The 24,748-nt window shown below is 71.4% G+C and carries 22 protein-coding genes; 9 read left to right on the plus strand and 13 right to left on the minus strand.

Annotated elements, in window-relative coordinates:
* Positions 1–28: 28 nt before the first annotated feature.
* Positions 29–2,251 carry a transglycosylase domain-containing protein gene (locus ACN9MM_RS25175; RefSeq protein ID WP_426365878.1) on the plus strand — a complete coding sequence of 741 codons (2,223 nt, stop codon included), beginning with the start codon at positions 29–31 and terminating at the stop codon, positions 2,249–2,251.
* 72 nt (positions 2,252–2,323) lie between these two features.
* On the opposite strand, the gene ACN9MM_RS25180 is transcribed toward ACN9MM_RS25175, so the two are convergent.
* The 3 genes from ACN9MM_RS25180 to ACN9MM_RS25190 all read right to left on the minus strand — a co-directional run bounded on the left by ACN9MM_RS25180 (position 2,324) and on the right by ACN9MM_RS25190 (position 6,841).
* Positions 2,324–4,336: a SpoIIE family protein phosphatase gene (locus ACN9MM_RS25180; RefSeq protein ID WP_426365879.1), complete on the minus strand. Its 2,013-nt coding sequence runs from the start codon at positions 4,334–4,336 to the stop codon at positions 2,324–2,326.
* 311 nt (positions 4,337–4,647) lie between these two features.
* Positions 4,648–5,313: a cytidylyl-2-hydroxypropylphosphonate hydrolase gene (fomD, locus tag ACN9MM_RS25185; RefSeq protein WP_426365880.1), complete on the minus strand. Its 666-nt coding sequence runs from the start codon at positions 5,311–5,313 to the stop codon at positions 4,648–4,650.
* 127 nt (positions 5,314–5,440) lie between these two features.
* Entirely contained in the window at positions 5,441–6,841 is a 1,401-nt protein-coding gene (locus ACN9MM_RS25190) for a class II fumarate hydratase (RefSeq protein WP_426365881.1), read from the minus strand.
* Between the two features lie 107 nt (positions 6,842–6,948).
* Between ACN9MM_RS25190 and ACN9MM_RS25195 the strand changes: the two genes are divergently transcribed.
* Complete coding sequence (locus ACN9MM_RS25195) at positions 6,949–8,478, plus strand: ricin-type beta-trefoil lectin domain protein (RefSeq protein ID WP_426365882.1); 1,530 nt, start codon at positions 6,949–6,951, stop codon at positions 8,476–8,478.
* 76 nt (positions 8,479–8,554) lie between these two features.
* Here the strand turns inward: ACN9MM_RS25195 and ACN9MM_RS25200 are convergent, their stop codons facing one another.
* Positions 8,555–9,196 carry a lipoprotein gene (locus tag ACN9MM_RS25200; RefSeq protein WP_426365883.1) on the minus strand — a complete coding sequence of 214 codons (642 nt, stop codon included), beginning with the start codon at positions 9,194–9,196 and terminating at the stop codon, positions 8,555–8,557.
* Positions 9,197–9,308: 112 nt separating this feature from the next.
* On the opposite strand from ACN9MM_RS25200, the gene ACN9MM_RS25205 reads away from it, so the two are divergent.
* Complete coding sequence (locus ACN9MM_RS25205) at positions 9,309–9,848, plus strand: allene oxide cyclase barrel-like domain-containing protein (RefSeq protein ID WP_426365884.1); 540 nt, start codon at positions 9,309–9,311, stop codon at positions 9,846–9,848.
* Positions 9,849–9,858: 10 nt separating this feature from the next.
* Here ACN9MM_RS25205 and ACN9MM_RS25210 read toward each other — a convergent pair whose 3' ends face one another.
* Positions 9,859–10,488 (minus strand): HAD family acid phosphatase, encoded by a 630-nt coding sequence (locus ACN9MM_RS25210; protein ID WP_426365885.1) that lies wholly within the window; start codon positions 10,486–10,488, stop codon positions 9,859–9,861.
* 171 nt (positions 10,489–10,659) lie between these two features.
* Entirely contained in the window at positions 10,660–12,330 is a 1,671-nt protein-coding gene (locus tag ACN9MM_RS25215; RefSeq protein WP_426365886.1) for a fumarate hydratase, read from the minus strand.
* A 269-nt stretch (positions 12,331–12,599) separates the two neighbouring features.
* Between ACN9MM_RS25215 and ACN9MM_RS25220 the strand changes: the two genes are divergently transcribed.
* Positions 12,600–13,316 (plus strand): DUF1707 SHOCT-like domain-containing protein, encoded by a 717-nt coding sequence (locus tag ACN9MM_RS25220; protein WP_426365887.1) that lies wholly within the window; start codon positions 12,600–12,602, stop codon positions 13,314–13,316.
* A gap of 239 nt (positions 13,317–13,555) precedes the next feature.
* Positions 13,556–13,927: a WhiB family transcriptional regulator gene (locus ACN9MM_RS25225; RefSeq protein ID WP_382865092.1), complete on the plus strand. Its 372-nt coding sequence runs from the start codon at positions 13,556–13,558 to the stop codon at positions 13,925–13,927.
* Positions 13,928–14,022: 95 nt separating this feature from the next.
* On the opposite strand, the gene glpX is transcribed toward ACN9MM_RS25225, so the two are convergent.
* Positions 14,023–15,057, minus strand: a complete 1,035-nt coding sequence (gene glpX, locus ACN9MM_RS25230; RefSeq protein WP_189800101.1) for a class II fructose-bisphosphatase — start codon at positions 15,055–15,057, stop codon at positions 14,023–14,025.
* 117 nt (positions 15,058–15,174) lie between these two features.
* Here glpX and ACN9MM_RS25235 point away from each other — a divergent pair, with 117 nt between their 5' ends.
* A complete protein-coding gene (locus tag ACN9MM_RS25235) occupies positions 15,175–15,708 on the plus strand; it encodes a DUF4245 domain-containing protein (RefSeq protein WP_426365889.1) in 534 nt (177 codons plus the stop codon).
* A gap of 57 nt (positions 15,709–15,765) precedes the next feature.
* Here ACN9MM_RS25235 and ACN9MM_RS25240 read toward each other — a convergent pair whose 3' ends face one another.
* From ACN9MM_RS25240 to ACN9MM_RS25255, 4 genes are all read right to left on the minus strand, one after another.
* Entirely contained in the window at positions 15,766–16,356 is a 591-nt protein-coding gene (locus ACN9MM_RS25240) for a malonic semialdehyde reductase (protein WP_426365890.1), read from the minus strand.
* A gap of 157 nt (positions 16,357–16,513) precedes the next feature.
* Complete coding sequence (locus ACN9MM_RS25245; RefSeq protein ID WP_426365892.1) at positions 16,514–16,762, minus strand: exodeoxyribonuclease VII small subunit; 249 nt, start codon at positions 16,760–16,762, stop codon at positions 16,514–16,516.
* A 46-nt stretch (positions 16,763–16,808) separates the two neighbouring features.
* Positions 16,809–18,026, minus strand: a complete 1,218-nt coding sequence (gene xseA, locus ACN9MM_RS25250; protein ID WP_426365893.1) for an exodeoxyribonuclease VII large subunit — start codon at positions 18,024–18,026, stop codon at positions 16,809–16,811.
* A gap of 252 nt (positions 18,027–18,278) precedes the next feature.
* Positions 18,279–19,631 carry an APC family permease gene (locus ACN9MM_RS25255; protein WP_426365894.1) on the minus strand — a complete coding sequence of 451 codons (1,353 nt, stop codon included), beginning with the start codon at positions 19,629–19,631 and terminating at the stop codon, positions 18,279–18,281.
* 54 nt (positions 19,632–19,685) lie between these two features.
* On the opposite strand from ACN9MM_RS25255, the gene ACN9MM_RS25260 reads away from it, so the two are divergent.
* Positions 19,686–20,729, plus strand: coding sequence for a 4-hydroxy-3-methylbut-2-enyl diphosphate reductase (locus ACN9MM_RS25260; RefSeq protein WP_426365895.1), 1,044 nt, complete (start codon positions 19,686–19,688; stop codon positions 20,727–20,729).
* A 29-nt stretch (positions 20,730–20,758) separates the two neighbouring features.
* Positions 20,759–21,502 (plus strand): polyphosphate--glucose phosphotransferase, encoded by a 744-nt coding sequence (ppgK, locus tag ACN9MM_RS25265; RefSeq protein WP_426365896.1) that lies wholly within the window; start codon positions 20,759–20,761, stop codon positions 21,500–21,502.
* Between the two features lie 30 nt (positions 21,503–21,532).
* Here ppgK and ACN9MM_RS25270 read toward each other — a convergent pair whose 3' ends face one another.
* Positions 21,533–22,270, minus strand: a complete 738-nt coding sequence (locus ACN9MM_RS25270; RefSeq protein ID WP_426365897.1) for a DUF6542 domain-containing protein — start codon at positions 22,268–22,270, stop codon at positions 21,533–21,535.
* Between the two features lie 161 nt (positions 22,271–22,431).
* Here ACN9MM_RS25270 and ychF point away from each other — a divergent pair, with 161 nt between their 5' ends.
* Complete coding sequence (gene ychF, locus ACN9MM_RS25275; protein ID WP_150266444.1) at positions 22,432–23,520, plus strand: redox-regulated ATPase YchF; 1,089 nt, start codon at positions 22,432–22,434, stop codon at positions 23,518–23,520.
* Positions 23,521–23,628: 108 nt separating this feature from the next.
* Here the strand turns inward: ychF and ACN9MM_RS25280 are convergent, their stop codons facing one another.
* The gene (locus ACN9MM_RS25280; RefSeq protein ID WP_426365898.1) at positions 23,629–24,747 is read right to left on the minus strand and encodes a tyrosine-type recombinase/integrase; all 1,119 of its coding nucleotides are present in this window, start codon (positions 24,745–24,747) and stop codon (positions 23,629–23,631) included.
* Between the last annotated feature and the right edge of the window lies 1 nt (position 24,748).

Raw genomic sequence — 24,748 nt, forward strand, 5'->3', positions numbered from 1 at the left:
ACACAAGACGAGCGGAGCGACTGGACACATGGGCCGACCGGACAAGGGCAAGGCGAAGAAGCGGGGCATACGCCGCCTCTTCACCTGGAAGAAGCTCCTGGGCACCTTCTTCGTGTTCTGCCTGCTCGGCATGGGCGCCCTCTACGTCGTCTACCTGCTGGTCCCGGTGCCGTCGGCCAACGCCGAGGCGACGATGCAGAGCAACATCTACAAGTACTCCAACGGCAAGATCCTCGCCCGCACGGGCAAGATCAACCGTGAGATCGTCGGCCTCGAGAAGATCCCCCTGAAGGTCCAGCAGGCGTTCGTCGCCGCCGAGAACAAGACCTTCTACAAGGACAACGGCGTCGACATCAAGGGCACCACCCGCGCCGCCTGGAACACCATCACCGGCAAGGGCAAGCAGGGCGGCTCGACCATCACCCAGCAGTACGTCAAGAACTTCTACCTGAGCCAGGACCAGACCGCGACGCGCAAGCTCAAGGAAATGGTCATAGCCATCAAGGTCGACCAGAAGTCGAGCAAGAGCGAGATCCTCGCCGGGTACATGAACACCAGCTACTACGGGCGCAGCGCCTACGGCGTCCAGGCCGCCGCCCGCTCGTACTACGGCGTCGACGCCACCCAGCTCACCACCGCCCAGGGCGCCTACCTCGCCTCGCTGCTCCAGGCGCCCAACCAGTACGACTGGACCTCCGCCAACGCCACCGGCCGCAAGCTCGTCGAGGAGCGCTGGAACTACGTCCTCGACAACATGGTCGGCGAGGGCTGGCTCAGCGCCTCCGAGCGCGCCGGCATGAAGTTCCCCGTCCCGCAGAAGCCCAAGCCCGCCCCCGGCATGGAGGGCCAGACCGGCTACATCGTCGAGGCCGCCAACCAGGAGCTGATGCGCCAGGGCGTCAGCGAGGAGGACATCAAGGCCGGCGGCTGGACGATCACCCTCAACATCGACGAGAAGAAGCAGAAGGACCTCGTCAAGGCGGTCGACAAGCAGCTGGAGTCCAAGCTCGACCGCAAGGGCGACAAGAAGCAGGCCACCGTCCAGGCCGGCGCCACCTCGGTCGACCCGAAGACCGGTGCGGTCGTCGCGATGTACGGCGGCGTCGGCGCCACCGAGCACTGGATGTCCAACGCGACCCGCCGCGACTACCAGCCCGCCTCCACCTTCAAGCCGATCGTCCTCGCCTCCGCCGTCGACAACCGCGCGACCACCCAGGACGGCCGCAAGATCGGCCTCGGCACCATCTACGACGGCACGAGCCAGCGGCCGGTCGTCGGCAGCCCCATCGACTTCGCGCCGGAGAACGAGGACGACGAGAGCTACGGCCCCGTCACCGTCCAGAAGGCCACCAACAGCTCGATCAACTCGGTCTACGCCCAGATGATCGTCGACGTCACCCCGGCCAAGGCCAAGGAGACCGCCCTCTCCCTCGGCATGAAGGACGGCGCGGACTTCCCCCAGACGCCCGCCATCTCCCTGGGCACCATGGGTGCCTCGACCATGGACATGGCCGGCGCCTACGCCACGCTCGACAACCACGGCAAGAAGGTCACCCCGACCCTGGTGAAGACCGCCGCCCACAAGGACCGCACGGTCCAGGGCGCCAAGGCGATCGGCGAGCAGGTCATCAGCCGCGAGGCCGCCGACACCGCCACCCAGGCCATGACGGGCGTCGTGCAGAGCGGCTCCGGCTTCCGTGCCGCCGGTGACTACGAGGCCGCCGGCAAGACCGGCACCTCCGAGAACAACCGCTCCGCCTGGTTCGTGGGCTACACCCCCGAACTCGTCACCGCCGTCGGCCTCTTCGGCGAGGACGCCAAGGGCAACCAGGTCACCCTCACCGACACCATCAACCCCGGCCGCGCCAACGGTGGCCGCACGCCCGCCCAGATCTGGGGCGACTACACCGAGCGCGCGCTGAACGGCGGCTCGGACGCCTCCTTCGACCTGGAGACCGAGGGCGGCGCCCCGGGCGACGGCACGACCCCGGACCCCACCCCGACCACCGAGGCCCCGGAGACCGAGGAGCCCACCGAGGAGCCGACCACGGCCTCCCCGAACCCGACGGCCCCGCCGACCTCGACGGCCACCACGCCGCCGCAGCCGACGACCGACCCGGTCACCACGCCGCCGGAGCCCACCCAGGAGCCGACGGCGACCGATGAGCCGACGTCCCCGCCGACGTCGATCCAGCCGCCGGACGCGGGCGGCGAGCCCGACGCGAACAGCACGGGACGCCCGCCCCGCTGACGACGGACCGAAGGCCGGACCCCCCGCACAGGGGTCCGGCCTTCGGCCGTACGGGAATGCTCCGGCGCCGGATCAGGTACGGGTCGCCAGCTCGAACCAGACCACCTTGCCGCCCGAGAGCCGGGTCGCCCCCCAGCGCCGGGCGAGCCGGTTCACCAGGAACAGCCCGCGCCCGCCCTCGTCCGTGTCGCGCGCCCGCCGCTGCCGGGGCAGCTGCGGGGAGTCGTCGCCGACCTCGCAGCGCAGCACGTCCGTCCGGAGCAGCCGCAGCGTCACCGGCCGCTCCGCGTACCGCACGGCGTTCGTCACGACCTCGCTGATCAGCAGCTCGACCGAGTCCGTCAGCTCCTCCAGGTCCCAGCGGGCCAGCGCCCGGCGGGCGAGCCGACGGGCCCGGCCGGGGGCCGCGTCCTCCGGCTCCAGGAACCAGTACGCCACGTCGCTCGGCGCGATCCCGTCGAACCGGGCCGCGAGCAGCGCGATGTCGTCGTCCCGGTCGCCGGGGCCCAGCATGTCGAGGACGTCGTCGCAGAGCGCTTCGAGCGGCGGCGAGTGGTCCGGGCCCGTCAGCTGCGCGGTCGCCGCGAGGCGCTCCCGCAGCTGCTCGATGCCGGTCCACACGTCCCGCAGCCGGGACTCGACGAGACCGTCGGTGTAGAGGAGCAGCGTCGCGCCGGCCGGGGCGTCCAGCTCCACCGCCTCGAAGTCCACCCCGCCGACCCCGATCGGGGCACCGGGCGGAACCCGCAGCACCTCGGCGCGGCCGCCCAGGTGGAGCAGTATCGGCGGCGGATGGCCCGCGTTGGCGACGGTGATCCGGTGCGAGACCGGGTCGTACACCGCGTACATGCAGGTCGCCATCCGGTTCTCGCCGAGCCGCTGCGCCTGCTCGTCCAGGTGGTGCAGGACCTCCTGCGGGGGCAGGTCGAGACCGGCCAGGGTCTGCGCCGTGGTGCGCAGCTGGCCCATGATCGCCGCCGAGGTCATGGAGTGGCCCATGACGTCGCCGACGACGAGGGCGACCCTGCTGCCGGGCAGCGGGATCGCGTCGTACCAGTCGCCGCCGACCCGGGCCGTCTCCGCCGCCGGCAGATAACGCGAGGCGAGCTTGACGCCGGTCGGCTGCGGCAGCGAGTCCGGCAGCATCGTCCGCTGCAGCTCGTCCGCGATGTACGCCTCGCGGCCGTACAGCACGGCCTTGTCGATGCCGAGCGCGGTGTGGGTCGCCAGCTGGGCCGCCACGAGCAGGTCGTTCGGCTCGAAGCCGGCCCGCTCGGGGCGGCGCAGGAACACGGCGGCGCCGATCACCCGTCGCCGGCCGCGCAGCGGCGCGAGGACCGCGCGCAGCCCGCCGGGCAGCGGGTGCTCGGCGCCGAGCAGCTCGGCCAGCGCCGCCTTCGCGGCCGCGGAGTCGCCGAAGACCGGCCGCACCCCGCGCAGCACCTCGGCCAGCGCCCCGCCGTTCCGCACCTCGCAGAGTTCGGCCGCGGGGGTCGGATCCGGATCGGGTACGAGGACGAGCTCCTCCCCCTCGCCATCGCTTAACCGGAGCCGGTCGGTACGGCGCAGCCGCAGCACGAACGGCGCCACCGGCCGCTCGTCGCCCACCGGGAGCGGGTCGCGGAGGTAGACCAGGATCTCGTCGGAGAAGGTCGGCACGGTGGCGCGGCACAGACCGAGGACGATCTCGTCCAGGTCGATGCCGCGCGCGATGCGCCGGGTCGCGGCCCCGACGAACCGCAGCCGGTCGCCCTCCCGGCGTGCGACGCCGTCCCCGCCGCGGGCGCCGCCGCCGGGCGGCTGCGGGGAGACGGCGACGGCCACGGCGCCGGGGGAGCCGGGGCCGCCGGGACGGTCCGCACCGCCGGGGGCGGCCGGGTGCTGCGTACCGCCCGGGGTGCTCGGGCGGCCCGTGCCGTCGGCCGCGTCCGGGGCGGGCGCGTCCTGGCCCTGGGCTCCGGGGCCGCCCGGCTGGGCGGGCACGTCGGAGGGCAGGCCGGCGGCCTCCTGGCGAGGGCGCGCGCGTTCCTGCGACCGGGCAGCCAGGGGCTGCCGGCCTTCGTGGGAGGTGGGATGCTCCGTCACGCGTGGGGTTCCGTCCGTCCGGGCCGGTGGTGCGATGCACTCGCTCTTCTCGCCGATGCCGCGCCTTCGGCGGGGATAAACCCCTCGTATGCAGCGGATGTGGACGTTCCGCGAGTCGCGGCAACGGCAGGGGTCGAAACACCCGGGCGCACGTCCGGCACTGCTCTCCCCCTCGTCGATGACTTCTGGTCAGGTCCTGTGCTGTGCTGAGTCGTTGGCGTGCTGTCCGGTGGGTCTGACGTGGTGTCCGGTCCGTCTCTGCCGTGCGGAGGACGATCCTACGTTTGAACCCCGGGGGCGCATCAAGGGTCTCACGGCGCCGTGTGCGCCGGAGTGCGATCCCAGTCCGCCGGCAGCTCCGGAACCCGCCACCCCGGATCGGGCCGCCAGTCCTCCCAGCCGTCGGCGAACGGCGTCCCCCACCTCTTGATCCGCTCCACCGCCCGCTCCCCGGCGGCCCGCACCCGGGCGGCCTGCCGCGGGCTCATGAGGCCGGACCTCTGGGCCTGCGCGAACTCGTCCTCGTCCCGCCACAGCCAGCTGCGGTCGGGGTAGACGGAGATGTCGAGGAAGTGGTCCTCGGAGTCGACGCCGCGGGACCAGCGGACCAGTGGCTCCTCGAGGTTCACGTACCAGCTGCGGAAGCGCCAGCCGCGCTCCCAGAACAGCCAGACCGACCACGGCTCGCCGGGCCGGGCCAGCTTCAGCACCCCGCTGCCGGACCAGCGCGTGCGCTCGGTGGTGCGCGGGGCGGTGTAGCGGGTGGCGAGCGGCTCCTCGTGGACGGCGGTGCCGTCGGCGAGCACGGGACGGACGCACTCGGTGTCGGGCGCCATCCAGACCGCGAGCAGCTCCGGCGTGTCCTGGACGACCGTCACCGGCCGGCAGATGTGCACGTCGCCGGTGCCGTTGCCGCGGTAGCGCCAGAGGATGTGCTCCCCCGGCGCCCAGTGCTGTGAGCCGTCCGATCCTGTCATGCGCAGATCTTAGGGGCGCGCTCCCACGACCGCTGCGGCACAGATCACGGAGGAGTCGGCTACCGGCCGGACCCTACCGGCCGGTCACCTGCCCTGCGGGTGCGTCGCCGCACCACGTCCGGCCGCCCTACGGGTGCGTCATGCGCAGCACGTCCAGTGCCTCGTCCAGCTGCTCGACGGTGAGGTCGCCCCGCTCGACGTAGCCGGACTCCAGCACCACCTCGCGGATGGTCTTCCGCTCGGCGAGCGACTTCTTGGCGACCTTGGCGGCCTCCTCGTAGCCGATGTACTTGTTCAGCGGGGTGACCACGGACGGCGATGACTCGGCGTACTCGCGGGCGCGCTCCACGTTCGCCGTGATCCCGTCCACCGTGCGGTCGGCGAGCAGCCGGGAGGCGTTGGCGAGCAGCCGTACGGACTCCAGGAGGTTCTTGGCCATCACCGGGAGCATCACGTTGAGCTCGAAGTTCCCGGCCGCGCCCGCCACCGCGACCGTGGTGTCGTTTCCGGTCACCTGCGCGGCGACCATCAGGACCGCCTCGGGGATCACCGGGTTCACCTTGCCCGGCATGATCGAGGAGCCGGGCTGGAGGTCGGGGAGGTTGATCTCGGCGAGGCCGGTGCGCGGGCCGCTGGCCATCCAGCGCAGGTCGTTGGCGATCTTGGTGAGGGAGACGGCGACGGTCCGGAGCTGCCCGGACGTCTCCACCAGGGCGTCGCGGGCCCCCTGGGCCTCGAAGTGGTTCCGGGCCTCCGTCAGCGGCAGCCCGGTGGCGCGGGCGACCTCCGCGATGACGGCCGCCGAGAAGCCGGCCGGGGTGTTGATGCCGGTGCCGACCGCCGTACCGCCGAGGGGGAGTTCGGCGAGCCGGGGGAGTGCCGCGCGCAGCCGCTCGGCGCCGTACCTGACCTGCGCCGCGTAGCCGCCGAACTCCTGGCCCAGGGTGACCGGGGTGGCGTCCATCAGATGCGTACGGCCGGACTTCACGACCGACGCGAATTCGGCCGATTTTCGCTCCAGGGAGGCGGCCAGGTGGTCGAGGGCGGGGATCAGGTCGCGGGTGACGGCGCCGGTGGCCGCGATGTGGATGGAGGAGGGGAAGACGTCGTTCGAGGACTGCGAGGCGTTGACGTGGTCGTTGGGGTGGACCTCGTGCCCCTCGGGGAGCCGTTCGGTGGCGAGGGTGGCGATCACCTCGTTGGTGTTCATGTTGGACGAGGTGCCCGAGCCGGTCTGGAAGACGTCCACGGGGAAGTGCTCGTCCCAGCGCCCTTCGGCGACCTCCTCCGCCGCCGAGACGATCGCCTCCGCGCGGTCCTTCCCGATTACCCCGAGTTCGGCGTTGACCGTGGCGGCGGCGGCCTTGATCCGGGCCAGGGCCTCGATGTGGGCGCGCTCCAGGCGCTGTCCGGAGACCGGGAAGTTCTCCACGGCCCGCTGGGTCTGGGCCCGCCACTTGGCGTGCGCGGGGACCCGCACCTCACCCATGGAGTCGTGCTCGATCCGGTATCCGTCGTCATTGCTCATGGTCGGTCAACCTCCTGAAAAAGATGAGCACTTCTCTTGTTCGATGTATTCCCAAGGCGCGTACCGGCCAGTAAAAACCGTGGGTAACCCCACTTCCAGGAGGCGCAGTGAAGCGCACCAGGTACAGACTCCGCTGGCCCGTCGCGGCCGTCGCCGCCGCCGCGGCGGCCCTCGGCAGCATGACCGCAGCCGCCCCCGCCGGCGCGGTCGACACGAGCGCAGCGGCCGGAATCACCTCCGTACCGCTCTCTCCCGAGCTGGAGGCGATCCGGGCGGCCGAGGCCACCAAGATCTACGGCAGCCCCGAGGAGCGCCCGCTCGCCCAGCGCAGGACCGGCCTGATCTCCCTCGGCGACAGCGAGATCTCCGGCGAGGGCGTCGGCACGTACGAGTCGCCCACCAACGGGCCCACCAACTGGTGCCACCGCTCCCCGGACGCCGCCATCCACCGCACCGGGATCCCCGCGGACCTCACCTTCAACGTCTCCTGCTCCGGCGCCTACACCGGCAACATCCGGATCGGCGGCTCCAAGCAGTACGCCGACGAGCTCGTCCAGAGCGACAACCTCGCGGTCAAGGCCCGCAACACCCGCATCAAGATGGTGCTGCTCGTCGCCGGCGCCAACGACGACCTGCAGTTCGGGCCCGTCATGACCGACTGCGTCCAGCGGTTCGTGCTCAGCCAGGGCACCTGCGAGCCCAAGTACGCCCCCGGCTGGCAGGCCCGCGTCGACGCGCTCGTCCCCAAGGTCGAGCAGACCGTCCGCGACCTGAAGACCGTCATGCGCGACGCCGGATACGCCGACGGCGACTACAAGCTCGTCGTCATGGGCTACCCCAGCCCGATCGGCCCCGACTTCTACGACAACCCGAACTTCCCCGGCAAGCTCACCTGCGGCGGCATGGGGTACGACTCCGACACCAAGTGGGGCCGCAACACCGCCGTGCCCGCCTTCGAACGCGGCATGCGGAGGATCGCGGCCGACACCGGGGCCACCTACCTCGACAACTCGCGCCTCTTCCACGGCCACGAGGTCTGCATGGAGGACACCTGGGCCCGGGGCCTCTACATCGACCTCTCCAAGCCCGGCGGCCTCGACGAGAACTCCGTCCGCCAGTCCTTCCACCCGAACAGGAGCGGCCACGGCGCCTTCGCCTCCTGCCTGACCCAGATCTACAACTCGGGTCTGCGCGAGGCGAGCTGCGCCGACGTCAACTCCTCCGGCACCCCGACGCTCTTCCCGGTCGCCTGGGACGACGCGTACAAGCCGCTGAAGAACCAGGCGACCGGCAACTGCCTGGACGTCAACGCCTCCGAGTCCGCCAACGGCACCGCCGTCCTCGGCTGGGACTGCCACGGCGGCCGCAACCAGGGATGGTGGTACGACTCCGCACGGCAGACCGTCCTCACCCAGCTCACCCAGGACCGCTGTCTGGACGTGCCGGGAGCGGTCTACCAGGCGGGCAAGGCCCTCATCGTCTGGAACTGCAGCGGTGCGGCCAACCAGAAGTTCGTCCGTGACGGCGCCACCGTCCGGCCCGCCGCCGCGACTGGGCTCTGCCTCACCCAGGGCGCGGCGAAGGAGCCGATCAGGCTCCAGAACTGCGACGGCTCCGCGAACCAGAAGTTCGTCTAGGAGCCCCACGCACGCCGTGGCCCCTCGTCCGGTGCGGGACGGGGGGTCACGGTCATTCCGCCGGCGTTCACCGTGCTCAGAGCGCCTTCGTCGTGGTCCTCGCGAGCTCGTAGGCCGGGAGCATCGCCCGGTGCTCGTCGGTGTCGAGGCCGCCGAGGTGGACGATGACCGTCCCCTTCGGGGTGGAGACGGCGAAGGCCCGCTCCTCCTTCGTCTCCTCCGTCAGCGTGTCGCGGACCGTGTAGGTCACCTCGGTCGCGGGCAGCGCGCCCGCCCTGGTCTCCCGGTAGGAGACCGCCGAACTCCCCTTCTCCGCCTTCACGAAGCCTTCGAGGGCCGTCCGGGCCGGGCCCTTCGGGGCCGTCCACACCCGCAGGTAGCCGATGTTCCCCGACGGCTTGGCGTCGACCTCGCAGCGGACGGTGGCGGGCCCCTGCCGGGTGAGCGCCGCGAACTCCGGGTCCTCCGGGTTCTCGATCGCCTCCGGCTTCCAGCTCTCCGCGAGCGCGAAGGAGACGGGCAGCGCGCAGGCGGAACCCGGACCGCCGAGGGTCGCGGCCGCGGCCGGGACGGCGGGCTTCTGCGGTGCGCCGGCCCGCGCCGGGGCGTCGGGCTCCGGGGTCGTCGCCGGCGCCCCGCAGGCGGTCAGCAGCAGACCGGCGGCCACCAGGGCGGCGGGGACGGCGGCCGTGCGTATCGGACGTGCTCTCTGTGGCATGACGCCATGATCCCCGATCCGGAGGCCCGGGACTGCTCCGGACGGGCGAACCCCCGGCGGGCATCGGACAATGAAGCGTGCCGAGGGGGACCCCCAGCCCAGGAGGCATGACATGACCCGCAGCTTCAGGAGGACCGGTCTCCGGAGGATCGGCGTGCTCGGCGCCTGTACGGCCGCAGTCGTCTCCTTCGCGGCCGTCGCCCCGGCCCAGGCCGCGGTGCGGGCCGCCGACACGGCCCACGCCGTCGACGGGTTCGAGTTCACGCTCTTCGCCAAGGAGGTTCCCGGCGACGGGGCGAGCGCGAGCGGGCAGACGCCCCGGGTCGGTGACGTCTTCACTTCCGCCGACGACCTGTACAAGACCAAGGGCGGCGACACGGTCGGCCGCGACGGGGTCACCTGCGCCGTGGTGCGCGTCTCCGGGGACCAGGCCGACGCGAACTGCGTCGGCACCTTCGTCCTGAACGGCGGGCCCGGCGGACAGCTCACCGCCCAGGCCCTCGTCACCTTCGACGTCTCCAACCAGGCGCCGGCCGCGTACGACATCGCCGTGACCGGCGGCACCGGAGACTTCAAGCAGGCACGCGGATACGTCCGCGCGACCCCCGACGGGGACTACCAGCAGATGGAGTTCCACATCACCACGCGCTGACCCCGGGGCGTCACGACAGCTTGCCGCCGTAGTCCGGGAGCTTGAAGGCGCGCTCGGCGTGACCGCCCACGAGGTCGGTCGTGTTGTTGCCGATGTTCGCGATGATCGTGTAGCCCTTGGCCTCGATCTCGGCGCGCTTCCCGGTCTTGTACGCGCTGACCTCGGAGAACAGGTCGGGCAGCGAGCGCACGTACAGACCGTCGACCGGGTAGCCGGCCTTCTTCAGGTTCCAGTCCGTCAGGGAGTAGATGATCCCGGGCCGGGCGGTCACGAAGAAGACGGCCACCCCGCGCGCGTGGGCGTCGCGGACGAGCGCCCGCACGTCCGCGATGGCCGGGGTCGGCAGCTCCCAGAAGGGGTGGAAGTCCGTCTCCAGGGAGCTGTTGTCGATGTCGAGGACGATGGCCTGCTTCTCGCGGCCGGCGTCCTCGGCGCGCGCCTCGATGTACGGGCGGGCCTCGGCGACGACGGCGGCCACGTCGCGGCGCCAGGTCGTGTAGTCGACGTCCGCGAGGGCCGCGGCCGAGGTGATGTGGGTGTCGGGGTCGGCGGCGGAGGCGGCGGGCGCCGGGCCGACGACGAGGAGGGCCGTCAGGCCGAGGGCGGTGGTGGCCGTGGCGGTGGCCTTGGCGGAGGGCATGGGGGGCTCCCGAGTGGTCGACCGGCTCAGTGGTTGACATGCTCGCGCCCCATACTGGCCAGTAGGCGACGGGAAGGCTACCGGTCGGTAGCGACTTTCTGATCGAGGATCGACGAAGCCCCCGGCCCGGCGGACGGACCAGGGGCTTCGCGGGAGCCCTACGGGGTCGGATCAGGCGAGACCGGGGCCGCGCACCGGGATGTGCGTGAACGTCGGCTCCGGCGCCGGGTTCTGGAAGAAGTCGTTGCCCTTGTCGTCGACGACGACGAACGCCGGGAAGTCCTCGACCTCGATCTTCCAGACCGCCTCCATGCCGAGCTCCTCGTACTCGACGACCTCGACCTTCTTGATGCAGTCCTGGGCGAGACGGGCCGCCGGGCCGCCGATCGAGCCCAGGTAGAAGCCGCCGTGCGCGCCGCACGCGTTCGTGACCTGCTGCGAGCGGTTGCCCTTGGCCAGCATGACCTTCGAGCCGCCCGCCGCCTGGAACTGCTCCACGTACGAGTCCATGCGGCCGGCCGTCGTCGGGCCGAAGGAGCCGGAGGCGTAGCCCTCGGGGGTCTTCGCGGGGCCCGCGTAGTACACCGGGTGGTCCTTCAGGTACTGCGGCATCTCCTCGCCCGCGTCGAGACGCTCCTTGATCTTGGCGTGCGCGATGTCGCGCGCCACGACCAGCGGGCCGCTGAGGGAGAGACGGGTCTTGACCGGGTACTTGGTCAGCTCGGCGAGGATCTCGTCCATCGGCTGGTTCAGGTCGATCCGGACGACGTCCTCGTCGGTGGCGAGCTGCTCCTCGGTCGTCTCCGGCAGGAAGCGCGCCGGGTCGGTCTCCAGCTGCTCCAGGAAGACGCCCTCGGCGGTGATCTTCGCGACGGCCTGGCGGTCGGCCGAGCAGGACACGGCGATCGCGACGGGCAGCGAGGCGCCGTGACGGGGGAGGCGGACGACGCGGACGTCGTGGCAGAAGTACTTGCCGCCGAACTGCGCGCCGATGCCGATCTTCTGCGTCAGCTCGAAGACCTTCTCCTCCAGCTCCTTGTCGCGGAAGCCGTGGCCGGTCTCGGCCGAGCCCTCGGTGGGCAGCTCGTCCAGGTAGTGCGCGGAGGCGTACTTCGCGGTCTTCAGCGCGAACTCGGCGCTCGTGCCGCCGACGACGATCGCCAGGTGGTACGGCGGGCAGGCGGCCGTGCCGAGCGAGCGGATCTTCTCCTCCAGGAACTTCATCATGGAGGCCTCGTTCAGGACCGCCTTCGTCTCCTGGTAGAGGAAGGACTTGTTGGCCGAGCCGCCGCCCTTGGCCATGAAGAGGAACTTGTACGCGCCGCCGTCGGTCGCGTACAGCTCGATCTGCGCGGGCAGGTTCGAGCCGGTGTTCTTCTCCTCCCACATGGTGACCGGGGCCATCTGCGAGTAGCGGAGGTTCAGCTTGGTGTACGCGTCGTAGATGCCCTTGGACAGGGCCTCCTCGTCGCGGCCGGAGGTCAGCACGTTCTGGCCGCGCTTGCCCATGACGATCGCGGTGCCGGTGTCCTGGCACATGGGCAGCACGCCGGCGGCGGCGATGTTCGCGTTCTTGAGGAGGTCGAGCGCGACGAACTTGTCGTTGCCCGAGGCCTCCGGGTCGTCGATGATCCGGCGCAGCTGGGCCAGGTGGGCCGGGCGCAGGAAGTGCTGGATGTCGTGGATGGCCTCGGCGGCGAGCGTGCGCAGCGCCTCCGGCTCGACCTTGAGGAACGTACGCCCGTCGGCCTCGAAGGTGGAGACACCTTCGGAGGTCACCAGGCGGTAGGGCGTGGTGTCCTCTCCCAGGGGGAGCAGATCGGAGTACGCAAACTCAGGCATGACGGCGGCCATTCCTCACTCGGCAGACAGCTGCGCCGCCTCCGTTGGCTGCGCGCCCTCCAGCGTAAGACGCGGGGGCGGCGCCGATCCTGTGAGGTAAGGCTCACTAGGTGCCGGGACCGCACCGGAATGGCGTGTTTCCGTGCCCCGGTGCGGAATTCGGTCCGGATCCGGTCGTGGCCGCCCCCGGGTCCGGGGGGATCCCCTAGGGGACTGACCGGGGTGTCTCCCTCTGGTTGCGATCTATCGCGTTTCGCTAGGCTGGCTCCGTGGACCTCGAAAAGCAGCCCGAACCCGAGAAGCAGCCGCAGCCGCAGCGGCCGGTCGCCCCCGCCGAGCCCGCCCTCGCGAAGCCCGCCTTCGCCGATCCGGAGGGCTCGCTGCGGGCCTCGGACGCGGACCGGGACCGGATCGCGGACATCCTCAGGGACGCCCTGGCCGAGGGACGGCTCGACGCCGAGGAGCACTCGGACCGGATCGACGCGGTCTACCGGGCCAAGACCGTCGGGGAGCTGGAGCCGATCGTCCGCGACCTGCCGGGTGCCCGGACCGCCCGCGAGTCCGAACCCGCCTTCGCCTGGGGCTCCGACGACGCCGACGGCCCCGCGGACAACCTCGTCGCGATCTTCTCCAGCACGACCCGCAAGGGCCGCTGGCGGGTGAGCCGCAGGACGAACGCCTTCGCCCTCTTCGGGAACATCGAGGTCGACCTGACCGAGGCGATCTTCGCCCAGCGGCTGACCACCATCAACGCCACCTCCATCTTCGGCAACGTCGAGGTGCGGGTCCCGGAGAACATCAGCCTGCGCGGCAACGGCAGCGGCATCTTCGGGAACTTCGAGGTCGTGACCCTGGAAGGGGTCGATCCGCAGGCGCCGGTCGTCGTCATCAACGGCTACTCGGTCTTCGGGAACGTCGAGGCCAGGCCCAAGCGCGGCAAGTGGATCACCGACCTCCAGGACAAGCTCCGCAAGCACCTCGGGTGACCGTCCGGGGGGACGCCGGGGGAACCGCCGGCGGCGCTTCGGGGGACCGGCCGGGGGACGCCGGGGGAATCGCCGGCGGCGCTTCGGGGGACCGGCCGGGGTCCGTCCGGAGGTGACCGGAATTCGTCCTCGGGTATCCGCAGAGCGGAACGGCGGGGCACGCGGTGCATAGGCGCGCGCACAGCGGGTAGGGCTGGTGCATCGCCGCTCGCTCGCGAAGCCGTCGTCAGGAGTAGACCGTGCTGCAACTGCCGCATCAGCCCCTCCAGGTCGCCGCCGTACCCTCTCAGCGCGCCCCTGCCCGGGAGGACGAGGCCGGTCCATGGCACGCGGAGGCGGTGTGCCGCCGGGACGAGGCCGGGCTCTTCTTCGCCCCGTCCAAGGAGCCGACCGCCGCGCGGCTCGCGCGCGAGGAGGCGGCGAAGCGGGTCTGCGCGCGCTGTCCGGTGATGGTCGAGTGCCGGGAGCACGCGCTGCTCCAGCCCGAGCCGTACGGCGTGTGGGGCGGGCTCACGGCGGCGGAGCGCCGCGTGGTCCTCGCCCGGCGCCGGCGGCGCGAGGTGGAGCTGCGGAAGGCGTCGGCGACCGAGCGGATCGCCCAGGCGGGCTGACGGGATCGCGGAGACCTTCCCCCGGTCCGTACGAGAAGGGGCGCCCCCACCGCACATGGGGGCGCCCCTCTTCGTACCGTCACCGCGCAGGAGCGTTACTTCGCGCGGTCGAAGTCGATCTTGCTGTACGCGCGCAGCTTCGAGAGCCGGTGCGTCGAGTCGATCTGGCGGATCGTGCCCGACTTCGAGCGCATGACCAGCGACTGCGTGGTCGCCGTCTCGGCGCGGTAGCGCACCCCGCGCAGGATCTCGCCGTCGGTGATGCCGGTGGCGACGAAGAAGACGTTGTCGCCGGAGACCAGGTCGTTCGTGGAGAGTACGCGGTCCAGGTCGTGGCCCGCGTCCAGCGCCTTCTGGCGCTCGGCGTCGTCCTTCGGCCACAGCTTGCCCTGGATCACACCGCCGAGGCACTTGATGGCGCAGGCGGAGATGATGCCCTCGGGGGTGCCGCCGATGCCCATGAGCATGTCGACGCCGGTGCCCTCGCGGACGGCCATGATCGAACCGGCGACGTCGCCGTCCGAGATGAACTTGATGCGGGCGCCGGTCTCGCGGATCTCCTTGACGATGCCCTCGTGACGCGGGCGGTCCAGGATGACGACCGTGATGTCCTCGGGCGCGGAGTTCTTCGCCTTGGCGACCCGGCGGATGTTGACCGAGACGGGGGCGTTGATGTCGACGAAGTCGGCGGCCTCGGGGCCGGTGACCAGCTTGTCCATGTAGAAGACCGCGGACGGGTCGAACATGGTGCCGCGGTCGGCGGCGGCCAGGACGGCGATGGCGTTCGGCATGCCCTTGGCGTTGAGCGTGGTGCCGTCGATCGGGTCGACCGCGATGTCGACCTCGGCGCCGGTGCCGTCGCCGACCCGCTCGCCGTTGAACAGCATCGGGGCTTCGTCCTTCTCGCCCTCGCCGATGACGACGACGCCGTTCATCGAGACGGTGGAGATCAGGGTCCGCATGGCGTTGACCGCCGCCCCGTCCGCGCCGATCTTGTCGCCGCGGCCGACCCAGCGGCCGGCGGCCATGGCGGCGGCCTCGGTGACGCGGACCAGCTCAAGGGCGAGGTTGCGGTCGGGGGCCTCGGGGGAAACGACAAGCTCGGGCGGAAGGTGGTGGTGCTCGGTCATCGGAACGCACCTTTCTGTACGGCGACGGCCGGAAAAAAGAGGGTGCTGCGACTCTATCGGTACGTCGACAAAATGAGCAGAGGGGCCCACGTATGAGCACAGCACCATGATGCGACCATGGTGGGCGTGGCAGGTATGCGAGGCAGGCAGACGGTACGCGGGATGTTCCAGTCCCTCGGGGTGATCATGGTCGCCGCGGGCGTGATGTATCTCTTCATCCCGCACGACGAGAACGCGGATCCGGTCAAGGCGAAGGACTACCGGGTCGAGCTCCTCACGGCCCAGCGGGCGGCGCCCTATCCGGTGCTGGCCCCCGAGGGCCTGGGGGAGGGCTGGAAGGCGACGGTCGTCTCGTACAAGCGAGAGAAGTCCGACGCCTGGCAGCTGGGCTTCCTCTCCCCGGACACCCAGTACGTGGCCGTGAACCAGTCGACGGCGGAGCCGGGCAAGTTCGTGCCCGAGGTGACGCAGAAGGCCAAGAACACCGGGAAGACCCAGACGGTGGCCGGCCAGGTCTGGCAGCGCTGGGAGGGCCCGAGGTACGACGCGCTCGTCCGCACGGAGAACGGCGCGACGACGGTGGTGACCGGCACGGCCTCCTTCGAGACGCTGGCGGAGATGGCCGGCTCGCTCCAGTCGAAGAAGGCCTGAGGCGCAACGGGGAAGGGCCCCGCACTCACGGAGTGCGGGGCCCTTCTCGCGTGCCGCTCAGACGGTGGTGATGACCTCGTCGTAGGAGAGGCGCGGGGAGCGCGGGAACCAGGCGTCCTCGCCCGGCTTGCCGATGTTGACGACCATCAGCGGGGTGTGGTCGCCGTCCAGGAACTCCTTCTGGACGCCGGCGAAGTCCAGACCGGTCATCGGGCCGGCGGCCAGGCCGGCGGCGCGGACGCCCACGATGAAGTACGCGGCCTGGAGGGCGGCGTTCAGCAGGGCGGAGCCCTCGCGGACCGGGCGCTCCGAGAAGAACATGTCCTTGGCCTGCGGGAAGTGCGGGAGCAGGGCCGGGAGCTCGTCGTGGAACTCGTTGTCGGCGGACAGGATCGCGACCAGCGGGGCGGCGGCGGTCTTGGCCTGGTTGCCCTCGGCCATGTGCTTCACCAGGCGCTCGCGGGCCTCGGGGGAGCGGACCAGGGTGATGCGCAGCGGGGACTGGTTGAAGGCGGTCGGGCCGTACTTCACCAGGTCGTAGATCGCCTGGACCTGCTCGTCGGTCACCGGCTCGTCGGTGAACGTGTTGGCGGTGCGGGCCTCACGGAAGAGGAGGTCCTGGGCGACGGCGTCAAGGGCGAGAGACATGCTGCGTACCTTCCGGACTGCAAAGGGGAACCGCTCGAACATGGGCTCGGGCGATGTCTCGACAGTACGCGGAAGATTGGTGAAACTTCAACTAATCCATCCGGATAGTGATCCGCTTCACTCGGAGTCTACATGCCGGCCCCGGCCCGCGCCGGGGCTACTCGTCCTCGTCCTCCGCCTCCGCCGCGCGTTCCGCCGCCAGCGAGGCGTCGAGCCGGGCCCGCGCGCCCTCCAGGCGCCGCCGGCACACCTTCGCCAGCTCCTCGCCGCGCTCCCAGAGCGCCAGGGACTCCTCCAGCGACGTCCCGCCCGCCTCCAGCCGCCGGACGACCTCGATCAGCTCGTCCCGCGCCTGCTCGTAGCCGAGAGCCGCCTCTTCCGCGCTCGTCTCCGTACCCGCTGCCATCCGTCGCTCCATCCTTGGTTTCCGTTCCTCTCCGCCTTCTCGCCGCTCAGGCCCGATCGGCCACGCGGCGCACCGCGAACTCGCCCTCGGCGACCCTGGCCCGCAGCTCCTCGCCCTCCGTGACCTCCTCGGGGGAGCGGACCACCGCCCCGTCCGGCCGCTGGAGCACCGCGTACCCCCGCTCCATCGTCGCGGCGGGCGACAGCGCCCGGACACGCGCCCGCGTGTGCGAGAGCTCCGAGTCCGCCCGGTCCAGCAGGTGCCCGAGGACCCGCCGGCTCCGGGCGAGCAGCGCCGCGAGCTCGTCCTCGCGGACCTCGACCATGCGCTGCGGATGCTCCATGACGGGCCGCGCGAGCGCGTGCGCCAGGCCGCGCTCCTCCCGCTCCAGGAGGCCGCGCACGGTCCGCAGCGCCCGGTCCCGCAGCCCGCGCACCCGGTCCAGCTCCTCGCCGACGTCCGGGACGACCTTCTTGGCCGCGTCCGTCGGCGTCGAGGCGCGCAGATCGGCCACCAGGTCGAGCAGCGGCGAGTCCGGCTCGTGCCCGATCGCGGACACCACCGGCGTACGGCACTCGGCCACCGTCCGGACCAGCTGCTCGTCCGAGAAGGGCAGCAGGTCCTCGACGCTGCCGCCGCCCCGGGCCACGATGATCACGTCCACGTCCCCGTGGGCGTCGAGCTCCTTGACCGCCTGGACGACCTGCGGGACCGCCTTCACGCCCTGCACCGCGACGTTGCGCACCTCGAAGCGGACGGCGGGCCAGCGGCGGCGCGCGTTCTCCAGGACGTCCCGCTCGGCCGCCGAGGCCCGGCCGCAGACCAGGCCGACGAGGTGAGGCAGGAACGGCAGCGGCTTCTTCCGGTCGAGCGCGAAGAGGCCCTCCGAGGCCAGACTCCGCTTCAGCTGCTCCAGGCGCGCGAGCAGCTCGCCGATCCCGACCGGCTTGATCTCCACCGCCCGCAGCGACAGCTGACCGCGCGGCGCGTACCACTCGGGCTTGGCGTGCACGACGACCCGGGCGCCCTCCGAGACGACGTCCGCGACCGCGTCGAAGACCTGGCGGTAACAAGTGACGCCGATGGAGATGTCGTGCGACGGATCCCGCAGGGTCAGGAAGACGACCCCGGCGCCGGGGCGCCGCGACAGCTGCGTGATCTGCCCCTCGACCCAGATCGCCCCGAGCCGGTCGATCCACCCCCCGATCATCCGGGAGACCTCACCGACGGGAAGCGGTGCTTCGGCGGACGTAGTCAGAGCCATGGACCGAGCGTAACCGCGCGGTACGACAACGTCAGGGGCGCGCGACGGCCGGGCGACTTCGGGCGCGCGTGGACACCGCTCTGTATCGGACCGCGCTTCACGTGCGCGTGGACACCGCTCCGTACCGCACCGCGCTTCAGGCGCGCGTGGAGACCGCCCCGTATCGGACCGCGCTTCAGGCGCGCGTGGACACCGCCCGTATCGCACCGAGCTTCACGCGCGCGTGGGCACCGCCCCGTACCGCGCCGTGCTTCACCTGCCCGAGGACGTCCGGGTCGCGCCCTGGACCGCCAGGACCACCAGGCCCACGCCCAGCCACACCACGCCCACCACCTGCGCGGCGGGCGACGCCTCGACGATCACCGCGATCAGGATCGCCGCGCCGGCCACCGGCAGCACGACGTGCTTCAGCCAGTGCGGCGGCCCCTCGGCCCGCCGTACGGCGAACCAGCCCACCACGCTCGCGTGCAGCAGGACGAACGCGGTCAGCGCGCCGACGTCGACGACCGAGACCAGGTGGTCGAGGCCGTCGTCCCGGCGCGCCGCCCACACCGCCGCGATCATCGTCACCGTCGCCGCCACGAGCAGCGCCACGCGCGGGACGCCCCCGTCGGTGCGGCCCAGCAGGTGCGGAAGGCGCCGCTCGCGGCCCATCGCGAACAGCAGCCGCCCGCCCGCCGCCTGCCCCGCGAGCGCCGCGAAGGCCGCGCCGATCGCCTTCGAGGCGGCCACCAGGTCGTGCAGCCAGCCGCCCACCGAGGCGTCCACGGCGTCGTAGAAGGCAGAGCCCTGCTTGGCGGGGTCGTCGGCGAGATCGGCCGAGGAGAGGGGTTCGAGGAGCGCCACCAGCCAGGTCTGGGCCACGAACAGGACGCCCGCGAGCGCCAGGCAGAACAGCACCGCCCGCGCCACCTTCGCCGAGCCTCCCGTGACCTCCTCCGCGAAGGAGGCGATCGCGTCGAAGCCCAGGTACGACAGGACGGCCACCGAGACCGCGCCGACCACCGCGGCGAGCGAGAACGAGGTGTCGCCGGTGAGCGGCGACCACCAGTCGCGCAGCGCCCCGTCCCGTGCGAGCACGACCACCGCCGAGACGACGAAGACCAGGAGGACCACGATCTCCAGGGCGAGCACCGCGAAGCCGACCCGGGCCGCCGCCCGTACGCCCCACAGGTTCAGCAGGGTGGTGACGACCACGGCGATCCCGGTCCACACCCACCGGTCCACCTCGGGGACCAGCGCCTCCATGGCGATGCCCGCGAAGAGGTAGGCGACGGCCGGGATCAGCAGGTAGTCGAGCATCGCCATCCACCCGGCGATGAAACCGGGCCCCTCTCCGAGGCCCTTGCGCGCGTACGTGAAGACGGAGCCGGCCTGCGGTGCGACCCGGACCATCTGGGCGTAGCTGAGCGCCGTGAACGCCATGGCGACGGTGGCCACGACGTACACCAGTGCCACCGCTCCGTGCGACTTCGCGTCGAGCGTGCCGAAGACGCCGACCGGCGCCATGGGGGCGATGAACAGCAGTCCGTACACGACAAGGTCACGGAACCCGAGATTCCGCCGCAGCTTCTCGTGGTCCGTGACCTGCGTCTCCTCAGCCATGGCGCCAGTTTCGGCCACGCCGCCGCTCCAGACGCTCACCGACGCGGCCTTACGATGGGACGCATGACTGCAACGCCCGCGCCGACGCCCGATTCCGCCTCCGCGACGAACCGCCCGAAGCGTGTCCTGCTCGCCGCCCCCCGCGGCTACTGCGCGGGCGTGGACCGTGCCGTGATCGCCGTGGAGAAGGCCCTGGAGCAGTACGGGGCGCCGATCTACGTCCGGCACGAGATCGTCCACAACAAGTACGTCGTCCAGACCCTGGAGCGGAAGGGCGCGATCTTCGTCGACCAGGCGACCGAGGTGCCGCCCGGCAACATCGTGATGTTCTCCGCGCACGGCGTCGCCCCGACCGTCCACGAGGAGGCCCGCGTGGGCCGGCTCGCGACCATCGACGCCACCTGCCCGCTGGTCACCAAGGTCCACAAGGAAGCCGTCCGTTTCGCCAAGGAGGACTTCGACATCCTCCTCATCGGCCACGAGGGCCACGAGGAGGTCATCGGCACCTCCGGCGAGGCCCCCGACCACATCCAGCTGGTCGACGGCCCCGAGGACGTGGCCAAGGTCGAGGTCCGCGACCCCTCCCGGGTCGTCTGGCTCTCCCAGACCACGCTCTCGGTCGACGAGACGATGGAGACGGTCGACGCGCTGAAGGAGAAGTTCCCGCAGCTGATCTCCCCGCCGTCGGACGACATCTGCTACGCCACGCAGAACCGCCAGATCGCGATCAAGGAGCTGGCCGGGCAGGCCGAGCTGGTGATCGTCGTCGGCTCGAAGAACTCCTCCAACTCGATCCGCATGGTCGAGGTCGCCAAGCAGGCCGGCGTCCCCGCCGCCTACCTGGTCGACTTCGCCAGCGAGATCGACGAGGCCTGGCTGGAGGGCGTGACCAGCGTCGGCCTCTCCTCCGGCGCCTCCGTCCCGGACGTCCTGGTGCAGGAGGTCCTGGAGTGGCTCGCCGAGCGCGGCTACGCGGACGTGGAGATCGTCAAGACGGCGGACGAGTCCCTGACCTTCTCGCTGCCCAAGGAGCTCCGGAACAAGGACCTGCGCGCCGAGGCGGAGAAGCTCGCGGCGGCCGCGCCCGTCAAGGAGTAGCGCGGCGCGCCAGCCCTTACCGTGGGTCCATGAACGTCTTCGGAGTGGACATCGGCGGCTCGGGCATCAAGGGCGCCCCCGTGGACCTGGAGCGCGGCACGCTCGCCGAGGAGCGCCACAAGGTACTGACCCCGCAGCCCGCCACACCCGACGGTGTGGCGGGCTGCGTCGTGGAGGTCGTGGAGAACTTCGGCTGGACGGGACCGGTGGGGGTGACTTTCCCGGGCGTCGTGACGGGCTCCACGATCCGTACGGCCGCCAACGTCGACAAGTCCTGGATCGGCGTCGACGCGGGCACCCTGCTGAGCGACCGGCTCGGCGGGCTCCCGGTGACCGTCCTGAACGACGCGGACGCGGCCGGGGTCGCGGAGATGACCTTCGGCGCGGGCCGGGGCCGCAAGGGCACGGTGATCCTGCTGACCCTCGGTACGGGCATCGGCTCGGCCCTCTTCGCCGACGGCCGTCTCGTCCCCAACACCGAGCTCGGCCACCTGGAGCTCAAGGGGCACGACGCGGAGACCCGGGCCTCGACCAAGGCCAAGGAGGACGAGGACCTCAGCTGGGAGCACTGGGCGACCCGGCGGCTGCGCAAGTACCTCGCGCACGTGGAGATGCTCTTCTCGCCGGAACTGTTCATCATCGGCGGTGGCGTGAGCCGCAAGGCCGACAAGTTCCTGCCGCTGATCGAGGGCATCCGCGCGGAGATCGTCCCGGCGGAGCTCCAGAACAACGCGGGGATCGTGGGTGCGGGGATGGCGGCGAGGACGTCCTGAGGGGCGGGCCCGGATCCGCCCCTGCCTGGTCTACACGACGGGCCGGCGTCCCGCCGCCCGGGGCCGTCCGCCCGGCCCCTCGCCGGCCCCCGGGGCGGTCCGGGCGGCGGGCCGTCGATGGCGGCGCCCCATGTCCCGCACCTTACGGACGCTCGCGATGAGACCGGCGACGAGGGTGCCGCCGTAGAGCCACCCGGCGTGCACGGCGAGGGCGGTCACGATCGCCATGGCCTGGCCGCCGAAGCCGCCTGTGCCGCCCGCGATGGGGACGACGCCGACGGCGAAGGCGATGGGGACGGCGATCGGGGCGGTGACCAGGTCGGCGGTCCGTACCCAGAGCGCCGTCAGGGCGCTGACCGGCAGGAACAGCAGGCCGTAGACCACGGGGGAGCCGTCGAGGAGCAGCTGGTCGAGGAGGCCGAGGGTGAGCATGACGGCCGAGGCGAAGAGCCCGCTGCCGAGCCCGGTGAGGCGGGGCGACGGCAGCCGGCGCAGGGCGACGACGACCGGCGGCGCGGGCCGGCGCCCGGCGGGGCGCCCGGAACCGCGGCCGGCCGGGGCCGCCCCGGTCGCTCCGGCGGCACCCGCACCCGCCTCGGCCACCGCGGCCCGCTCCACGCGGGCGCGTCCGGGCGGGCGCCCGGCCCTGCCGGTCACGCGGTAGACGGCCGCGCCCTCCACGAGCGCGCCCGGCGGTGCGACCGGCGGCGTGGCGGGGTTCTGCGGCCTTCGGCGGCCTTGCGGCTGACTTGTCCTGTGCTGCTCCACCTGACCAACGTAGGTCGGAAGGGGGCGGGAACCGGGTCCGGGACACGCCCTTTGGGTGACCTTGCCCCCGAGAACGACCGAAGGTCGGCGTCACTGGCCGGTTCAGCCCGCCCGTAAACTGGGGGATCGGCCCACCATCCACACTTCAGGAAGTCGCCACCGTGTCGCTCACGATCGGAATCGTCGGTCTGCCGAATGTCGGCAAGTCGACCCTGTTCAACGCCCTGACCAAGAACGACGTGCTGGCGGCCAACTACCCGTTCGCCACGATCGAGCCCAACGTCGGCGTCGTCGGTGTCCCGGACGCCCGCCTGACCAAGCTGGCCGAGATCTTCGGCTCCCAGCGCATCCTCCCGGCGACGGTCGACTTCGTCGACATCGCGGGCATCGTGCGCGGCGCGAGCGAGGGCGAGGGCTTGGGCAACAAGTTCCTCGCGAACATCCGCGAGTCGGACGCGATCTGCCAGGTCATCCGTGCCTTCAAGGACGAGAACGTCGTCCACGTCGACGGCAAGGTCTCGCCGAAGGACGACATCGAGACGATCAACACGGAGCTGATCCTCGCGGACCTCCAGACGATCGAGAAGGTCCTGCCGCGCCTCCAGAAGGAGATGCGGATCAAGAAGGACACGGCGCCGAAGGTCGCCGCCGTCGAGGCCGCCCAGGCGATCCTGGAGAAGGGCGACACCCTCTTCTCGCAGGGCATCGTCCAGGGCTCGGAGAAGGCGGAGCTCCTGCACGACCTCCACCTCCTCACCACCAAGCCGTTCCTGTACGTCTTCAACGTGGACGAGGACGAGCTGACGGACGACGCCTTCAAGGCCGAGCAGAGCGCCCTCGTGGCCCCGGCCGAGGCGATCTTCCTCAACGCCAAGCTGGAGCAGGACCTCGCCGAGCTCGACGAGGAGGACGCCATGGAGCTCCTCCAGTCCGTCGGCGCCGAGGAGCCCGGCCTCGCCACGCTCGCCCGCGTCGGCTTCGCGACCCTCGGCCTCCAGACCTACCTGACGGCCGGCCCGAAGGAATCCCGCGCCTGGACGATCAAGCAGGGCGCGACGGCCCCCGAGGCGGCCGGTGTCATCCACACCGACTTCCAGAAGGGCTTCATCAAGGCCGAGGTCATCTCCTTCGCCGACCTCGTCGAAACGGGCTCGGTCGCCGACGCCCGCGCGGCCGGCAAGGCCCGCATGGAGGGCAAGGAGTACGTCATGCAGGACGGCGACGTCGTGGAGTTCCGCTTCAACGTCTGATACGTCCGGCGAAAGGCCGTCTGACCTGCGACGGAGCGGGTTGGGCGGCCTTTGCGGTCCGCACAGAGTCCGCAGCGTGCTGACTTCGGTCAGCGCGCGGGGGAGCGGCTACGCCGCTTCGTCGACCTGTGGCTGGGCGCCGGCGGACTGGTCCGCGTACGCCTTGTCGACGGCGGCCCGGGTCCGCTCTTCGGAGTCGGGCCACAGGTGGGTGTAGATGTTCAGCGTCATGGCCGCGTTGGTGTGGCCGAGGCGCTCGGAGACGGTCTTCACCGACTCGCCGTGCTTGATCAGCAGGCTGGCGTAGTGGTGCCGGAGGGCGTGGGGTCCGGTGCCCTTCGGTATGCCGGCCTTCGCGCAGGCGGGCCGCCAGGACCCGTCCATGAAGTGCGTGTAGACCACGGGTCCGCCTTGCGGCGCCGTGAAGATCCAGCTCTCGGGCCCATCGGCGGGGAAGTCCCGCAGGTGGGCCTTCATCGCATCCACCGCCATGCGGGGGAGCGGGACCGTGCGGTGCGAGCGAGCGGTCTTGGGCGGACAGACGTACACGCCGTGCTTGGCGGTCTGCTGGATCTGCTGCTCGACCGAGACGGTCGCGTGCAGCAGGTCGAGGTGGCGGACCTGGAGGCCGAAGAGCTCGCCGGGGCGGAGCCCGGTGGCCGCGCCGAGCAGCACGAGGCCCTTGTATCGGGCGGGTATCTCCTCGGACAGAGTCCGCACCTGCTCGACGGCCAGCGGCACGATCTTCTTCCGTGGCACCGAGGGCAGCTTTGCCTCGGCGCACGGATTGTGAGGGATCATGCGGTCACGGACGGCCGCCCGGAAGACGGCGTTGACCGTGTTGAAGACCGTCCGTGAGGTGCTGGCGGCCAGCCCGTGCGTGGTGGTCAGGCTGGTGACCCAGCTCTGTACGTCGCCGGGCTTGATGGCGCCGAGTGCCCGCTTCTCCCAGACCGGGTAGACGTAGCAGCGCAGGTGCTGGGCCACCGCCTTGGCTGTGGAAGGCCGGTGCGGCTGGATGGCCCGCCATTCCTCCGCGTACTCCTTGAAGGGCTTCTTCGCCGACCGTGGGTCGACGTACTGCCCGGTGACCAGGCTGGCCGTGACCTCGTCGATCCACCGCTGGGCGTCGATCTTGCGCTCGAAGTGACGGGCGTGCTCCTTGCCGTCGAGATCGCGGTAGCGGGCACGCCATTTGCCGTTGGGGCGCTTTTGGATGTTGGCCAAG

Origin of the sequence: Streptomyces sp. E-08 (assembly GCF_049913095.1) — a bacterium.
Lineage (GTDB): Bacteria > Actinomycetota > Actinomycetes > Streptomycetales > Streptomycetaceae > Streptomyces.

Coding starts and splice junctions, on each gene's coding strand:
- ACN9MM_RS25245 (WP_426365892.1), bottom strand. CDS start 16,762: ATGGCAGCGGGTACGGAGACGAGCGCGGAAGAGGCGGCTCTCGGCTAC.
- xseA (WP_426365893.1), bottom strand. CDS start 18,026: ATGGCTCTGACTACGTCCGCCGAAGCACCGCTTCCCGTCGGTGAGGTC.
- ACN9MM_RS25175 (WP_426365878.1), top strand. CDS start 29: ATGGGCCGACCGGACAAGGGCAAGGCGAAGAAGCGGGGCATACGCCGC.
- ACN9MM_RS25190 (WP_426365881.1), bottom strand. CDS start 6,841: ATGAGCAATGACGACGGATACCGGATCGAGCACGACTCCATGGGTGAG.
- ACN9MM_RS25235 (WP_426365889.1), top strand. CDS start 15,175: ATGGTGGGCGTGGCAGGTATGCGAGGCAGGCAGACGGTACGCGGGATG.
- ACN9MM_RS25215 (WP_426365886.1), bottom strand. CDS start 12,330: ATGCCTGAGTTTGCGTACTCCGATCTGCTCCCCCTGGGAGAGGACACC.
- ACN9MM_RS25240 (WP_426365890.1), bottom strand. CDS start 16,356: ATGTCTCTCGCCCTTGACGCCGTCGCCCAGGACCTCCTCTTCCGTGAG.
- ACN9MM_RS25200 (WP_426365883.1), bottom strand. CDS start 9,196: ATGCCACAGAGAGCACGTCCGATACGCACGGCCGCCGTCCCCGCCGCC.
- glpX (WP_189800101.1), bottom strand. CDS start 15,057: ATGACCGAGCACCACCACCTTCCGCCCGAGCTTGTCGTTTCCCCCGAG.
- ACN9MM_RS25260 (WP_426365895.1), top strand. CDS start 19,686: ATGGGACGCATGACTGCAACGCCCGCGCCGACGCCCGATTCCGCCTCC.
- ppgK (WP_426365896.1), top strand. CDS start 20,759: ATGAACGTCTTCGGAGTGGACATCGGCGGCTCGGGCATCAAGGGCGCC.
- fomD (WP_426365880.1), bottom strand. CDS start 5,313: ATGACAGGATCGGACGGCTCACAGCACTGGGCGCCGGGGGAGCACATC.
- ACN9MM_RS25205 (WP_426365884.1), top strand. CDS start 9,309: ATGACCCGCAGCTTCAGGAGGACCGGTCTCCGGAGGATCGGCGTGCTC.
- ACN9MM_RS25210 (WP_426365885.1), bottom strand. CDS start 10,488: ATGCCCTCCGCCAAGGCCACCGCCACGGCCACCACCGCCCTCGGCCTG.
- ACN9MM_RS25255 (WP_426365894.1), bottom strand. CDS start 19,631: ATGGCTGAGGAGACGCAGGTCACGGACCACGAGAAGCTGCGGCGGAAT.